The organism is Serratia sp. 22264 (assembly GCF_052045345.1).
In the GTDB taxonomy this organism is placed as follows: Bacteria; Pseudomonadota; Gammaproteobacteria; order Enterobacterales; family Enterobacteriaceae; genus Serratia; species Serratia plymuthica.
This window is the reverse complement of the sequence record NZ_JBQEOY010000001.1, coordinates 763,560-778,963: the sequence shown is the minus strand read 5'-3', so window position 1 is coordinate 778,963 and position 15,404 is coordinate 763,560. Positions and strand designations below refer to the sequence as shown.

Below are 15,404 nucleotides of genomic sequence, written 5' to 3'. Positions count from 1 at the left end.
GCAGCGGGTGCGCTCTGAACTGCAGATTAGGGCCGATCGGCCCGTTCGACTTTCCCTACCAGGAATTTGTGCACAAAGCGCGGCACCACTTCACTGGCCTGGCCATAGTGTTTTTCATCAAACTGACTTTCCACCTGGCTGGGTTCCAGATTCAGTTCCATGGTATGCGCCCCGCCCAACCGGGCCTCGTGCACAAAACCGGCCGCCGGATAAACATGGCCCGAGGTGCCGATAGCGACAAAAAAGTCGGCCTTGGCCAGCGCCTGATAGATTTCGTCCATGCCCAGCGGCATTTCGCCGAACCACACCACGTGCGGGCGCAGCGGTGCCGGGAACTGGCAGCAATGGCAGCGGTCGTCCACGTTGAGATCTTCCGGCCAATCAAATACTTGCCCGGAGCTGGTGCAACGCACTTTCAGCAATTCGCCGTGCATATGCAGCACCCGTTTGCTGCCGGCGCGTTCATGCAGGTTATCGATATTCTGCGTCACCAGCAGGAAGTTATCCCCCAGCCAGGCTTCCAAATCCGCCAGCGCGCGGTGCGCGGCGTTAGGCGCGATTTCCGGCATTTGCAGTTGTTGGCGGCGCGCATTGTAAAACGCCTGTACCAGTTGCGGATCGCGCTTATAGCCTTCCGGCGTAGCGACATCCTCCACCTGGTGTTCTTCCCACAGCCCATCCGCAGCGCGGAAGGTGCGGATACCCGATTCCGCCGAAATACCGGCCCCGGTCAACACCACCACAAACGGCTTTTTCAGCTCGGCCGCCGCCATGGTGTCGCGATGGAAAATACGAGAACGAAAGCGCTGATGCAGCACATGCTTGCTCTTACGAAACTGACACAACCGATGGCGAGTGTGCATTAACTCTCTCCTTACCTTTCCCTGTTTTCCAAATTGAGGAACGCCGCCCCGCGCACGCCGCCGGCATCGCCATAGCGCGCTTTCTCGATCCGCGGCAGCTTGGCCACGCGCAACAAGTGCGCCGGTAATCGCTGTGGCAACGCCTGGTAGATCGCTTCAAAATTCGACAACCCGCCACCGATCACCACCAGATGCGGATCGATAATGGTCAACAGATTCCCCAGACATATTGCCAGGACGTCCATAAAACGCTCAACGTGAGCCACCGCCTGCGGCTCGCCTGTCTGATAATGCGCAATGATCTGCTGCGCAGGCAAGTGCTGCTGATAAAAGTGAGCGTACATCCACTCAAAACCGCGGCCCGATATGTAATTTTCGATGCAACCCTGATGGCCGCAACCGCAGGCAACGCGAGGTATATCACGCCCCAGTACCTCGAGCGCATCGACCGGCAGGCGGAAGTGGCCAAATTCGCCGGCGATGTAATTGCGCCCGGACACCACTTTGCCCTCCACGATCAGCCCGCCGCCCACGCCGGTGCCCAGAATAATGCCCAGCACGGTCGGATAACGGCGGAACTCTTCGTCCCAGGCTTCCGACAGCGCAAAACAGTTGGCGTCGTTGTCGACGCGCACGTCGCGGCCAATCAGCTCCGCCAAATCACGCGGCAGCGGCTGCCCCATCGCCGCCGGGACGTTGGAGGTGAACAACGTCCCGTCATCATTGGGCAACCCCGGAATGCCGATACCCACTTTGCCCCGCTGGCCGCAGAACTCATCCGCCTCAAGGGTCAGGTCACGCAGCGTGGTCAGCAATTGCCGGTAATCGTCACGCGGCGTCGGCACCCGTTTTTGCCAGATACGGTTCAGATCCGCATCAAACACGCCCAGCTCAATTTTGGTGCCGCCCATATCGAAACCGTAGTACATAACCCACCCTCAGGCTAAAAAAAGGGGGCGGCGTTTCCGCTCCCCCTGATTTTCGTTATTGTCCGCTCAACACGCGTGCCGGATCGATACGGCTGGCGCGCCTGGCCGGATACCAACTGGCCAACAGGCTGAGCACCAATGCGGTCGCCAATACAATCACCACGTCCAGCCAGTGCAGCTCGGAAGGCAGGAAGTCAATGAAGTAGATATCTCCCGACAGGAACGAGTGCCCCATCAGTTTTTCCAACCCTTTGATGATGTTGGTCAACTGCAGCGAAGCTATCACCCCGACCACCACGCCGCTGACGCTGCCCACCAGCCCGGCCAGCAGGCCGTACCAGATGAATATGGCGCGGATAAAACCGTCTTTGGCGCCCAAAGTACGCAGCACGGCGATATCGCCGCTCTTGTCCTTCACCGCCATCACCAGCGTAGAGACAATGTTGAAGCAGGCAACGCCAATCACCAGCACCATCGCCAGATACATAATGGCGCGGATCATCTGGATATCGCGGTACATGTAGCCGTAGGTGCCGATCCAGCTCTTGATGTAGACGTAGGAATTGGTGACTTCGCCCGCGTCGCGCACCAGTTTGTTGGCGGCAAACACGTCATTAACTTTAATCGCGATACCGGTCACGCTGTCGCCCATATCCAGATACTGCTGGGCATCGGCCAGCGGCACCATCGCCAGGCTGTGGTCCAGTTGGCCGCTCAGTTGCAGAATGCCGGTCACATGCAGACGGATGCGTTTGGGCTGCAACAGCTTCATTTGCGGATCGCTGTTGGGGATCATTACCGTGACGTAGGAGCCTTGTTTCACGCCCAACGCATCGGCCACGCCCTTGCCGAGGATCACCTGCTGCTCACCGCTTTTGAAATTGGCCCAGGCATCGCCCTGCACGTATTTCGGCAGTGCGCTGAGCTGGCTTTCCTGCTGCGGATCGACCCCTTTAACGCCCACCGCCCGCAGCTGCGCACCGTTTTCCATCAGGCCGGTAAAGTTGATATAGGGGGCGGCAGCCAGGATACCCGGCACCTTTTCCACCCGCTGCAAGATTGACGACCAGTCTTTGAACGGCTGTTTCACCGGTTCAATCTCGCCGTGAGGCACTACCGCCAAAATACGGTTTTTCAGCTCGCGTTCGAAACCGTTCATCGCACTCAGCCCGACGATCAACACCGCCACGCCCAGCGCAATGCCAATGGTGGAGATCACCGAAATCAGCGACACCATGCCGCCGCGCTTGCGGCCCCGGCTAAAGCGCAGCGCCGTCAAAAAGGAAAGTGACGCACCCGCCATTACTCGGCTCCCATCAGGGTCAGTTGAGCCTGCAGGTGGCCGTCGGCCATTTCCAACTGGCGGCTGAGGCGCTTGGCCAGTTGCAAGTCATGGGTCACCACCAGGAAGGCGGTGCCCTGACGCACGTTCAGCTCACCGAGCAGATCAAAGATGCTGTCGGCGGTGCGCTTGTCGAGATTACCGGTCGGTTCGTCCGCCAGTACCAACGACGGGTTATTCACCAACGCACGGGCGATCGCCACGCGTTGACGCTCGCCGCCGGACAGCTCCGAAGGCCGGTGTTTGCTGCGTTTTTCCAGCCCGACCGCCGTCAGCATTTCCAGCGCCTTGTCCTGCGCCTGGGCCGGTTTCATGCCGCCGATCAACAGCGGCATGGCGGCGTTTTCCAACGCGGTGAAGTCCGGCAACAGGTGATGGAACTGATAGATAAAGCCCAACTGACGGTTGCGCAGCTCAGCCTTGGCCGCCGACGACAGGGTATTCAGCGACTGGCCTTTGTAGATCACTTCGCCGGAGGTTGGCGAATCCAGGCCGCCCAGCAGGTGCAACAGGGTGCTTTTACCGGAACCCGAGCTGCCGACAATCGCCATCATCTCGCCCGGCTGCATGGCAAAGCTGACATTACGCAGTACGTCGGTATGCAGATTGCCTTCCTGATAGGTCTTGCACAGGTTTTCGCACTGCAGCAAAAGATGGTTACTCATAACGTAAAGCCTCAGCGGGTTGTACGGCGGCAGCGCGCCATGAAGGGTAAAGCGTGGACAACAGGGATACCGCCATCGCCGCTACGGCGATAATCGTCACCTGCAGCGGATCGACCGCCACCGGCAGCGACGCGCCGTCAATCAATGCGCCGAGGATCGGCATCAGGTTATTCAGGTTGGTGGCCAGCAGCACGCCCAGCAGCGTGCCGAGCAGCGAACCGATAATGCCGGCGCTGGCGCCCTGCACCATAAACACCGACATGATCTGCCGGCGGGTCAGGCCCTGGGTTTGCAGAATGGCAACTTCGCCCTGCTTCTCCATCACCAGCAGGCCGAGCGAAGTAATGATGTTAAACGCCGCCACCGCCACGATCAGGCTGAGCAGCAGCCCCATCATGTTTTTCTCCATGCGTACCGCCTGGAACAGCTCGCCCTTGCGTTCACGCCAGTCTTTCCATTGCGCCCCTTGCGGCAGTTTCTGCTGGCTGAGAGTATCGACCGTCAGCGGCTGTTGCAGGAACAGACGCCAGCCGGTGATATTGCCGGCCGGGTAGCGCATCAGGCGGGAAGCGTCTTGCTGATTGACCAGCATCTGGGTGCCGTCCACTTCACTGTTGGCGTGGAAGGTGCCGATAATAGTAAACAGGCGCTGGCTGGGAATGCGCCCCATCGGCGTGAACTGGCTGGCGCTCGGCACCATCACCCGCAACTGGTCGCCGCGTTTGACGCCCAATTGCCCGGCAAGCTGTTCGCCGATGATGATATTGTACTGGCCCGGCTGCAACTGTTGCTGTTTGACGTTAACCAGATACTGCGTCAGCGGATCGGCTTCGTCCGGGTTCACCCCGAGCATCACGCCAACCGCCACGCTGCGGGCGCTTTGCAGCACCACGTCGCCGGTAGTCAGCGGCGCAACGCGGCTGACGCCCTGCAATCCCTGCGCCATCGAGGCCGGGATCTGCTGGGGATTGATCGACCCCTGCGGGCTGGTGATCAACGCCTGCGGCATCAGGCCAAGGATGTTGTTTTCCAGATCTTTTTCAAAACCGTTCATCACCGACAAAACGGTGACCAACGCCATGACCCCCAGCGTAATGCCGATGGTGGACAGCCAGGAGACAAACCGCCCGAAGCGGTCTGAGGCTCGCCCGCGCATGTAGCGCAGGCCAATGAATAACGCGACAGGTTGATACATGAAATCCGTTTTGTTGCCGTAGCTTAAGCAAAGTGATCAAGGATAATAAAGGCTATACCTCGTTTAGGGAACCACCCAGACGCCTTTTATTCCGCCTATTGCGCATTGCGCCGCAGCATCTGCCCCAGAGCTTTGCGTAAGTGTTGTACCCGTTTCAATCGGAGCGCATGTATTCGCTCCTCCCACGGGTTCTGTCAGGAACAGCGTTGAACGCTGCAGCCTGACAGACGGCAGGTCGTTAACCGGCATCCCGTTTTAACAGGTTATAAACCGACACCCGTGAAATGCCCAACGCCTCCGCCGCCATGGTGGCGGCCCCGCGCAGTTGCAGATAGCCCTGCTGCTTCAATAACTGGATCACTTGATAACGTTGCTCTGAAGAGAGCGCACGCGGCTGGGTAGCGTGCGACGCCGCAAAGTTGTTGATCACGGCGGCGATATCCGACAGCGAACGGGCCCCCTCCGCCGCCGGCTGCGGCGCACTCTGCACTACCGCGGTCAGTTGTTGCAGAATGGCGTTGACGCTGTTGAAGATTGAGACGTCCAGATTGAGGCAGATGGCCGCCACATAGACGCCTTCACTGTTGCGCAGACCGATCGACGTGCTCTTGGCCGGGCGCCCGTCCGGGAAGGCATTGGCGTAATTTTGTACCACGTCCGGAAAGTCCGGCGAGGCAATGCGCTCCAGCCCCATTTCACTGGCGGCGTCACCAATGCTGCGGTTCGACAGATTATTGGCGATGGCGACGATAGCGTGCTCCGGCTGTGTCAGATCGTGCAATACCACTTCGCAACTGGGGGCAAACATCATACCCAGCGCCTGGACAATTTTTTCCGCTTCGCGCAGCAATAGCGCATTTTCCTGCCTGAGATCGCTCATTGACTTAACCGTTTGACAAAAACTTTACAAAGAGTAAATTAAAAATCCCGGGTAATCAATCCCCCCTTCATCCATGCGAGGTCGCCATGAGTTCAACGCCCCACTGTATCACCGCCGCCGATATCTCTGCCGCCGCAGAAATTCTGGCCGGACATGCCCTCCGCACGCCGGTCATGACTTCGCATCAGGCCGACAACCTCACAGGCGCACAACTGTTTTTCAAATGCGAGAACTTCCAGCGCGTCGGGGCCTTTAAGTTCCGCGGGGCGTACAACGCGATCGCGCAACTGAGCGAGGCGCAGCGCAAGGCCGGAGTGATTGCCTTTTCCTCCGGTAACCACGCGCAGGCAATGGCGCTGGCGGCGCGGGAGCTGGGCGTCAACGTCACCATAGTCATGCCGAACGACGCGCCGGAAACCAAGCTGGCGGCGACACGCGGCTACGGGGCCAACGTGGTGATTTACCAACGCCACAGCGAGAACCGCGAAGAGATTACCCAGCGCCTGGCCGCAGAGCATGGCCTGGCGATCGTCCCCCCTTATGATTACCCGCAGGTGATTGCCGGCCAAGGCACCGCCACCAAAGAGCTGATAGAAGAAGTCGGCCCGCTGGACGTGTTGCTGGTGTCTACCGGCGGCGGCGGCCTGCTTTCCGGCAGTGCGATAGCGGCCCGCCACTGGTCGCCGGGCTGCCGGGTGTACGGCGTAGAGCCGCAGGCAGGCAACGACGTGCAGCAGGCTTTTCGCAGCGGACAACCTGTGCGCATTCCGGTGCCGAAAACCATCGCCGATGGCGCGCAAACCCAGCAGGTGGGCACACTCACCTTCCCGATCATCCAGCAGTATGTAGAGGATATTCTGACGGTCACCGACGCGCAGCTGTGCCGGCAAATGCGCTTCTTTATGGAACGGATGAAAATGGTGGTCGAACCCACAGGGTGTCTGGCCGCAGCGGCGGCCATGAATTCGCTGCTGGATTTGCGCGGTAAAAAAGTCGGGGTGATTGTCAGCGGTGGCAATGTCGATGTGGATAAAATCGCGCAATACCTCGCGATGGGCGCGCAAGAATAATACCTTCAGTGGGTTAACGCTCCCCCAGGCGCCCCGTTCGCCCAAACCCGAGAGGGCGCACGCCATGCTGCGCCCGCATTGGCCATAAATGCCGCCGGCGGCGCTGCAACTTGAAAGACGACGGATATGGCGCTTTTACCTATGTCAGTTTGCTGGCCAGTGGGCTAGTATTACCGGGTAAAGGCGCTTTGTTATTTGTGCCAGGGCGAAATTTAACACATTGATTAAAGATACCTTAATGAGCACCTCCGATAACCGTAACCGTTCTGCATCGTCATCCTCCCGTTATTCCCTGCCCGATCGCGCAGGCGATTTGCGCCAGTTGGGGCAACTAACCGGCGCGGCCTGCGCCGTGGAGTGCGCCGAGATCGTCGAACGTCATAACGGGCCGGTGATGCTGATCGCCCCGGACATGCAGAACGCCCTGCGGCTGCGCGACGAAATCCAGCAGTTTACCGATCAAATGGTGACCACGCTGCCTGACTGGGAAACCCTGCCTTACGACAGTTTCTCGCCGCACCAGGAAATTATCTCAGCCCGTCTGTCGAGCCTGTACCACCTGCCGACCATGGTGCGCGGCGTCATCATTCTGCCGGTAAATACCCTGATGCAGCGCGTCTGTCCGCACGAATTCCTGCATGGCCACGCGCTGGTGATGAAAAAGGGCCAGCGCCTGTCGCGCGAAAAACTGCGCGCCCAGTTGGAGCAAGCCGGTTACCGCAGCGTCGATCAGGTGATGGAGCACGGCGAGTTCGCCACCCGCGGCGCGCTGCTCGATCTGTACCCGATGGGCAGCGAAGAACCTTACCGCATCGATTTCTTCGACGATGAAATCGACAGCCTGCGCATCTTTGACGTCGACACCCAGCGCACGCTGAGCGAAGTCGAGGCCATCAACCTGCTGCCGGCCCATGAATTCCCGACCGACAAAACCGCCATCGAGCTATTTCGCAGCCAGTGGCGCGAGCAGTTTGAGGTGCGCCGCGACGCCGAACATATTTACCAGCAGGTGAGCAAAGGCACCTGGCCGGCCGGCATCGAATACTGGCAACCGCTGTTCTTCAGCCAGCCGCTGCCGTCGCTGTTCAGCTACCTGCCGGCCAACACGCTGATCGTCAATACCGGCAACCTGGAGAGCGCCGCCGAGCGCTTCTGGCTGGACGTTAACCAGCGTTACGAAAGCCGCCGCGTCGATCCGATGCGCCCGCTGCTGGCACCGGACAACCTGTGGCTGCGGGTTGACGCGCTGTTTGGCGAATTGAAAGCCTGGCCTCGCATGGCACTCAAAACCGAAGCGCTGCCTGCCAAAGCCGGCAACACCAACCTGGACTATCGCGCGCTGCCGGATCTGGCGGTGCAAGCCCAAAATAAAGCGCCGCTGGACCAGTTGCGCCGCTTTACAGAAAGCTTTGACGGCAGCGTGATTTTCTCGGTCGAAAGCGAGGGCCGCCGCGAAACGCTGCAAGACCTGCTCGGCCGCATCAAACTCGGCACGTCATTGATTCAACATCTCGATCAGGCGGAACCGGCCGGCCGCTATATGATGGTCGGCGCCTCGGAACGCGGTTTCCTCGACGGCATGCGCAACCGGGCGCTGATCTGCGAAAGCGATCTGCTCGGCGAACGCGTCAGCCGCCGCCGACAGGACAATCGCCGCACCATCAATACCGATACCCTGATCCGCAACCTGGCGGAGCTGCATCCCGGCCAGCCGGTGGTGCATCTGGAGCACGGCGTCGGGCGTTACGTTGGCCTGACGACGCTGGAAGCCGGCGGCATCAAGGCCGAATACCTGATCCTGTCCTACTCCGGTGAAGACAAACTCTATGTGCCGGTCTCTTCGCTGCACCTGATCAGCCGCTATGCCGGTGGCGCAGATGAAAATGCGCCGCTGCACAAGCTGGGCGGTGACGCCTGGACGCGCGCGCGGCAGAAAGCCGCGGAACGGGTGCGGGACGTAGCGGCCGAGCTGCTGGATATTTACGCCCAGCGCGCCGCCAAATCCGGCTTCGCCTTCAAACACAACCGCGAACAGTATCAGTTGTTCTGTCAAAGCTTCCCATTTGAAACCACCCCAGACCAGGAACAGGCAATCAACGCCGTGCTGAGCGACATGTGCCAGCCGCTGGCGATGGACAGGCTGGTGTGCGGCGACGTCGGCTTCGGCAAAACCGAAGTGGCGATGCGCGCGGCCTTCCTGGCGGTGGAAAACGGCAAGCAGGTGGCAGTGCTGGTGCCCACTACGCTGTTGGCGCAGCAGCACTTCGACAACTTCCGCGATCGCTTCGCCACCTGGCCGATTCGCATCGAGATGATGTCGCGTTTCCGCAGCGCCAAAGAGCAGCAACAGATCATGGACGACGCCGTCGACGGCAAAGTGGACATTATTATCGGCACCCACAAACTGTTGCAGAGCGATCTGCGCTGGAAAGATCTGGGGCTGCTGATCGTCGATGAAGAACACCGTTTCGGCGTGCGCCACAAAGAACGCATCAAGGCGATGCGCGCCGATGTGGATATCCTGACGCTAACCGCCACGCCGATCCCGCGTACGCTGAATATGGCGATGAGCGGCATGCGCGACCTGTCGATTATCGCGACCCCGCCGGCCCGCCGCCTGGCGGTGAAAACCTTCGTGCGCGAGTACGACAGCCTGGTGGTTCGCGAGGCGATCCTGCGTGAAGTGCTGCGCGGCGGCCAGGTTTACTATCTGTACAACGACGTGGAGAACATCGAGAAAGCCGCGGAGAAACTGGCTGAGCTGGTGCCGGAAGCGCGTATCGCCATCGGCCACGGCCAGATGCGCGAGCGCGATCTGGAACGGGTGATGAACGATTTCCACCACCAGCGTTTTAACGTGCTGGTCTGTACCACCATTATCGAAACCGGCATCGATATTCCCAGCGCCAATACCATTATCATCGAGCGCGCCGATCGCTTCGGGCTGGCGCAGCTGCATCAGTTGCGTGGCCGCGTAGGCCGTTCGCACCATCAGGCCTACGCCTATCTGCTGACGCCGAATCCGAAGGCCATGAGTACCGATGCGCACAAACGGCTGGAAGCCATCGCTTCGCTCGAAGATCTCGGCGCAGGCTTCGCTTTGGCGACCCATGACCTGGAAATCCGCGGCGCGGGCGAGCTGCTGGGTGAAGATCAAAGCGGCCAGATGACCACCGTCGGCTTCTCGCTGTACATGGAGCTGCTGGAAAGCGCGGTTGACGCATTGAAAAACGGGCGCGAACCGTCGCTGGAAGATCTCACCAGCAACCAAACCGAAGTGGAGCTGCGCATGCCGGCCCTGCTGCCGGACGATTTTATCCCGGACGTGAACACCCGTCTGTCGTTCTATAAACGTATCGCCAGCGCGAAAAACGACGGCGAACTGGAAGAACTGAAGGTGGAGCTGATTGACCGCTTCGGCCTGCTGCCCGATCCGGCGCGCAACCTGTTGAAAAGCGCGGCGCTGCGCCAACATGCGCAGAAACTGGGGATTAAGCGTATCGAAGGGAACGAGCGCGGTGGTTTTATCGAGTTTGGCGAGAAGAATCGGGTCGATCCGGGTTACCTGATTGGCCTGCTGCAGAGCAATCCGCAAATTTATCGCCTGGATGGGCCGACCAAGCTGAAGTTCATGCTGGACCTGACCGATCGTCAAAAGCGCCTGAAGTTCACCGAGGAGCTCTTGGCCGCATTCCGCGAGCACACGTTGGCGGCCTGACTGTCGGCCCCGCCGGCAGCTATATTGATTGCCCGGCTGCGGTTCTAAGTTATCGCCAAGCTGTCTATCCCGTTTTTTCAGTTCGGGATACTCTGTCCGCAGCCAAGATTAACGGGGGTAGCCATGAATACTGATGATGAGTTGCGTGCGCTCAGCGAACAGGAAGCCACGCTGACCTTTAGCCATTTTGACCATGCAACCGCCTGGGAGCTGGGCACGGCGCTGAAGACCGCCGCAGAGCAGCGGCGTTTGAGTATCGCCATCGAAATCCAGTTGGCCGGGCAAACGCTGTTCTATTACGCGATGCCTGGCACCACGCCGGACATCGCCGACTGGGTGCGGCGCAAACGCAACGTGGTGAATCACTTTCACAAAAGCTCTTACGCTATCGGCCTGCGCTTGCAACAGCGGCAGGCGACGCTGGAGGAGCGCTATGGCCTGAGCGTGCGTGACTACTCGGTGCACGGCGGCGCTTTTCCCATCAATCTGGCGGGCATAGGCTGCATCGGCACCCTGAGTATCTCCGGTTCACCGCAGTTGGAGGACCATAACCTGCTGGTCGGCACGCTGGCGCATTTTCTCGGTTTATCCCTGCCCTCGGTGCATTAAGCGGTAAAAGTCTCTTTATATTCACCAGACCGGCCGCCTTACCCGCGGCCGGTCTGGTTTTCCCGCTTACCCCACCCAACCAAAATAGCGTAACTCCGATTTTCTGCGTCCGTTTGATGTATATCTAGGAATCGCCGCCGCAACTGGCGTAGTCTGTCTATCAGCTATTCGAGACGGACCTTACCTGGCCCGCCATTCCGTTCTCTTTTATAGACTTGGTCCGCACCTTAGATGAAAACGCATGAAATTAACGGCATCCGGCCGTTCAGCGCGCTGATTGACGCCTGCTGGCGAGAACCCTATTCCCTGCAACGCCTGCTTAAAGACGCCATCGCCGGCGTCACCGTCGGCATTATCGCCATCCCGCTGGCGATGGCGCTGGCGATCGCCAGCGGCGTGCCCCCCCAGTACGGACTTTACACTTCGGCAGTCGCCGGAATAGTGATCGCCATCTGCGGTGGTTCGCGCTACAGCGTCTCCGGCCCCACCGCCGCCTTTGTGGTGATCCTCTACCCGGTATCGCAGCAGTTCGGCCTGTCCGGCCTGCTGATCGCTACCCTGCTTTCCGGCGTGTTTCTGGTGATTATGGGCTTGGCTCGCTTCGGCCGGCTGATTGAATATATTCCCCTGTCCGTCACGCTGGGCTTTACCTCCGGGATCGCCATCACCATCGCCACCCTGCAAGTGAAGGATTTCTTCGGTCTGCAACTGGCGGCGATGCCGGAAAATTATGTCGGCAAGGTTTACGCCCTGTTGCAGGCGCTGCCGACGCTGGATATCGGCGATACCTTGATCGGCGCGGTTACGCTGCTGATACTGGTGCTCTGGCCGAAGCTCGGCGTGCGGGTGCCCGGCCACCTGCCCGCACTGCTGGCGGGGATGGCGGTCATGGGCATTTTGGCGCTGTTTGACCATCAGGTGGCGACCATCGGTTCCCGCTTCAGTTACCTGCTGGCCGATGGCAGCCGTGGGCACGGCATCCCGCCGATCTTGCCGCAACTGATGCTGCCGTGGGATCTGCCGGCCGCTGACGGCAAGCCGATGCCGCTGAGCTGGCAGACCCTCTCCGCCCTGCTGCCGGCGGCGTTTTCCATGGCGATGCTGGGCGCGATTGAATCGCTGCTGTGCGCGGTGGTGCTGGACGGCATGACCGGCAAAAAACACAACTCCAACACCGAACTTATCGGCCAGGGCGCGGGTAATCTCATCGCGCCGTTTTTTGGCGGCATTACCGCCACCGCCGCCATCGCCCGTTCGGCGGCCAACGTGCGCGCCGGCGCTACCTCGCCGGTGGCCGCCATCATCCATGCGCTGCTGGTGTTGCTGGCGTTGCTGGTGCTGGCGCCGTGGCTGTCCTGGTTGCCGTTGTCGGCGATGGCGGCGCTGTTGCTGATGGTGGCCTGGAACATGAGCGAAGCGCACAAGGTGGTTTATCTGCTGCGCCGAGCGCCGAAGGACGACATTCTAGTGATGTTGCTGTGCATGTCGCTGACGGTGCTGTTCGATATGGTGATCGCCATTACCGTGGGCATAGTGCTGGCCTCGCTGCTGTTTATGCGCCGCATTGCGCGCATGACCCGGCTGAGCGAACTGAGTGCCGAAAACGGCCGCCTGGTGCTGAGAGTGAACGGCCCGCTGTTCTTCGCCGCCGCCGAGCGCATTTTTAATGAATTGCTGGCGCGCAGTGAAAACTATGACGTGATTGTGCTGCAATGGGACGCGGTGCCGGTGCTGGACGCCGGGGGCTTAACCGCCCTGCAACGTTTTATTGAAGCCTTGCCCGCAGGCAAGCAGTTGGCGATCACCGATATTCCGTTCCAGCCGTTGAAAACGCTGGCACGGGCGCGGGTGCAACCGATCGAGGGAAAATTGCATTTCTATTCAACGCTGCCGGAAGCGCTGGCGGCGCTGGACGCTTAGAAAAGCAAAAGCCCGACAAGTCGGGCTTTTTTAGACGCGGAAACCGGCTTAGTTGCTGGTATCCAGCTCAGGGAAGCTCTTCACCAGATCGTCGATGGCTTTCATCTGCACCAGGAACGGCTCCAGCTTGTCCAGCGGCAACGCGGATGGGCCGTCGCACTTGGCACTGTTCGGCTCCGGGTGCGCTTCGATGAACAGACCGGCCAGACCTACCGCCATACCGGCGCGCGCCAGTTCGGCAACCTGCGCACGACGACCGCCGGAAGCGGCGCCAAACGGATCACGGGTCTGCAGGGCGTGGGTAACGTCGAAGATCACCGGATGGCCACCGGTCACGTTCTTCATTACGTTGATGCCAAGCATGTCGACCACCAGGTTATCGTAGCCAAAGTTGCTGCCGCGATCGCACAGGATCACCTGATCGTTACCGCCTTCCTTGAACTTGTCGACGATGTTGCCCATTTGCCCTGGGCTGACGAACTGTGGCTTCTTGACGTTGATCACCGCGCCGGTTTTCGCCATAGCTTCAACCAGATCGGTCTGACGCGCCAGGAAGGCCGGCAGTTGGATAACATCAACCACTTCGGATACCGGCTGCGCCTGTGACGCTTCGTGCACGTCGGTGATGATTTTCACGCCGAAGGTTTTTTTGATTTCTTCGAAGATTCTCATCCCCTCTTCCAGACCTGGACCACGGTACGAGTGAATGGAAGAACGGTTGGCTTTATCAAAAGAGGCTTTGAAAACGTAAGGAATGCCCAGTTTTTGCGTCACGGTGACGTAGTGCTCGCAGATGCTCATCGCCAAATCGCGCGATTCCAGCACGTTCATCCCGCCAAACAGCACAAACGGCAGATCGTTCGCTACGTTGATGTCGCCAATGCTAACTACTTTCTGTTTCATGCTTTCGCCTTTGTTGATGTTATACCCGTAGCCTTCCAGGCCTCGGCTTGAAATTCACCGGGTATTTTAAATGAATTAATGCAGCGTAACCTGTTTAGGTTCAATCGAGTGGATCTGCACTTTGATCACTTCGCTGACCGGATCTTCAGGACACTGTTCGACAAAATAGTTGAGATCGGAAATAGCGATATGGTTGCATTCCAACTGGGCGTAGATCAGCCCGCGGTCGCGGATCTCGTAAGGATCGTCCGGATCGAAGCACAGCACAGTTTCGCTGGCGCGCAGGGCCAATTCCATCTGTTTTTCTTCCATCAGGGAGGCTTTCAGCGTATCCAGCATTTTACGCACCACCATGACGTTTTCTGATTCATCGAGATCGTCGTCTTCCAGCTCAGCGCCCAGACCCAGGTTGCCCTTGATCCACACTTCCAACTGATGCTCATTCAGCGTTTCGCCGTTCAGCGGGTTGATCAGCCACATTTCTTCATCCAGCCAGTCTGCACGCAGGATCAGTTGGGTGGGGAAAATAACCGGCAACAGCGGCAAATCGAGATGATGGGCGATATGCAGGAAAATGGTGCCGAGCGAGACCGGCGTACCCTGACGCCCCTCCAGCACCTTGTCGAGCCAGATAGCGTCGGACAGGCGATACACGCCGCCTGCACCGCCAAAGCCCCAGGTTTTGAAGAACAGCTCAATGAGTGCGTCGAGTTGCTGTTCCTGGTTGAGATCCTGCGGCATGGCCGCGCGCGCGTCGTCGACCAGCTGTTGCAGCTTGCGTTCGACTTCGGCGACGGGGAAATCACGCCGCACCGACTGCGATACCAGGATTACGCCCTCGCTCAGCAGCGAGGTGTTAAATTCAAAATCAGCAATGCTACTCATAAGTATCCCATCAGAAAGGGTAATTTCGTCGTGGCAAGTTTAATTATCAGGTACAGACAGCTCAGCGCCAGCACAAACGCCAAGGTGCGCAGGTTCTGGCTTTTGGTCTTCTTGCCCAATGCGACGTAACCAAGCAGGATATAGATAATAACGCCAAACAGCTTCTCGGTCAGCCATGAGTCCATGCCCGGCAGCGGATAAAGCTTGAACATCACCACCAGCGCAATGCCGCTGGCGAACAACACCGTATCATTAACGTGCGGCGTTATCTTCACCCAGCGCTTGTTCAGCATGGCCGAATTGCGCCATTTCCAGAAAAAACGCAAGACAAACAAGGCAATACTGAGGGCGACCGTCAACAAATGCAGATTTTTTAACGCCGTGTAGACTGCCATATCGCTTCCTTTTTATTCGCTGTGTGCTTC

Annotated in this window: 13 protein-coding genes; 4 read left to right on the top strand and 9 right to left on the bottom strand. The window is 59.1% G+C overall.

Annotation, left to right across the window (positions count from 1 at the left end):
* Positions 1–26: 26 nt before the first annotated feature.
* From cobB to ACTJJ1_RS03790, 6 genes are all read right to left on the bottom strand, one after another.
* The gene (gene cobB / locus ACTJJ1_RS03815) at positions 27–863 is read right to left on the bottom strand and encodes a Sir2 family NAD+-dependent deacetylase (protein ID WP_440832432.1); all 837 of its coding nucleotides are present in this window, start codon (positions 861–863) and stop codon (positions 27–29) included.
* An 11-nt stretch (positions 864–874) separates the two neighbouring features.
* On the bottom strand, positions 875–1,792 hold the full coding sequence (gene nagK, locus ACTJJ1_RS03810) for an N-acetylglucosamine kinase (protein ID WP_006324816.1): 918 nt from the start codon (positions 1,790–1,792) through the stop codon (positions 875–877).
* A 55-nt stretch (positions 1,793–1,847) separates the two neighbouring features.
* Positions 1,848–3,095: a lipoprotein-releasing ABC transporter permease subunit LolE gene (gene lolE, locus ACTJJ1_RS03805; RefSeq protein ID WP_004943254.1), complete on the bottom strand. Its 1,248-nt coding sequence runs from the start codon at positions 3,093–3,095 to the stop codon at positions 1,848–1,850.
* Positions 3,095–3,799 carry a lipoprotein-releasing ABC transporter ATP-binding protein LolD gene (gene lolD / locus ACTJJ1_RS03800; protein ID WP_006324815.1) on the bottom strand — a complete coding sequence of 235 codons (705 nt, stop codon included), beginning with the start codon at positions 3,797–3,799 and terminating at the stop codon, positions 3,095–3,097. The genes lolE and lolD overlap by 1 nt, the downstream gene beginning before the upstream one ends.
* Positions 3,792–4,994: a lipoprotein-releasing ABC transporter permease subunit LolC gene (gene lolC, locus ACTJJ1_RS03795; protein ID WP_004943249.1), complete on the bottom strand. Its 1,203-nt coding sequence runs from the start codon at positions 4,992–4,994 to the stop codon at positions 3,792–3,794. Before lolC ends, lolD begins: the two co-directional genes overlap by 8 nt.
* A gap of 238 nt (positions 4,995–5,232) precedes the next feature.
* The gene (locus ACTJJ1_RS03790; RefSeq protein WP_004943247.1) at positions 5,233–5,874 is read right to left on the bottom strand and encodes a helix-turn-helix transcriptional regulator; all 642 of its coding nucleotides are present in this window, start codon (positions 5,872–5,874) and stop codon (positions 5,233–5,235) included.
* An 86-nt stretch (positions 5,875–5,960) separates the two neighbouring features.
* Here ACTJJ1_RS03790 and ACTJJ1_RS03785 point away from each other — a divergent pair, with 86 nt between their 5' ends.
* The 4 genes from ACTJJ1_RS03785 (at position 5,961) to dauA (ending at position 13,191) form a co-directional block, all read left to right on the top strand.
* Complete coding sequence (locus ACTJJ1_RS03785; protein WP_004943244.1) at positions 5,961–6,944, top strand: threo-3-hydroxy-L-aspartate ammonia-lyase; 984 nt, start codon at positions 5,961–5,963, stop codon at positions 6,942–6,944.
* A 238-nt stretch (positions 6,945–7,182) separates the two neighbouring features.
* Positions 7,183–10,662 (top strand): transcription-repair coupling factor, encoded by a 3,480-nt coding sequence (gene mfd, locus ACTJJ1_RS03780; protein ID WP_440832428.1) that lies wholly within the window; start codon positions 7,183–7,185, stop codon positions 10,660–10,662.
* A gap of 123 nt (positions 10,663–10,785) precedes the next feature.
* A complete protein-coding gene (locus ACTJJ1_RS03775; protein WP_004943239.1) occupies positions 10,786–11,271 on the top strand; it encodes a heme-degrading domain-containing protein in 486 nt (161 codons plus the stop codon).
* A gap of 231 nt (positions 11,272–11,502) precedes the next feature.
* A complete protein-coding gene (gene dauA / locus ACTJJ1_RS03770) occupies positions 11,503–13,191 on the top strand; it encodes a C4-dicarboxylic acid transporter DauA (RefSeq protein WP_004943236.1) in 1,689 nt (562 codons plus the stop codon).
* Positions 13,192–13,239: 48 nt separating this feature from the next.
* On the opposite strand, the gene kdsA is transcribed toward dauA, so the two are convergent.
* The 3 genes from kdsA to ACTJJ1_RS03755 form a co-directional block, all read right to left on the bottom strand.
* Positions 13,240–14,094 carry a 3-deoxy-8-phosphooctulonate synthase gene (gene kdsA, locus ACTJJ1_RS03765; protein ID WP_004943235.1) on the bottom strand — a complete coding sequence of 285 codons (855 nt, stop codon included), beginning with the start codon at positions 14,092–14,094 and terminating at the stop codon, positions 13,240–13,242.
* 75 nt (positions 14,095–14,169) lie between these two features.
* The gene (gene sirB1 / locus ACTJJ1_RS03760; RefSeq protein ID WP_004943232.1) at positions 14,170–14,979 is read right to left on the bottom strand and encodes an invasion regulator SirB1; all 810 of its coding nucleotides are present in this window, start codon (positions 14,977–14,979) and stop codon (positions 14,170–14,172) included.
* Positions 14,976–15,374 carry a SirB2 family protein gene (locus ACTJJ1_RS03755; protein ID WP_440832425.1) on the bottom strand — a complete coding sequence of 133 codons (399 nt, stop codon included), beginning with the start codon at positions 15,372–15,374 and terminating at the stop codon, positions 14,976–14,978. The genes sirB1 and ACTJJ1_RS03755 overlap by 4 nt, the downstream gene beginning before the upstream one ends.
* Positions 15,375–15,404 lie beyond the last annotated feature (30 nt).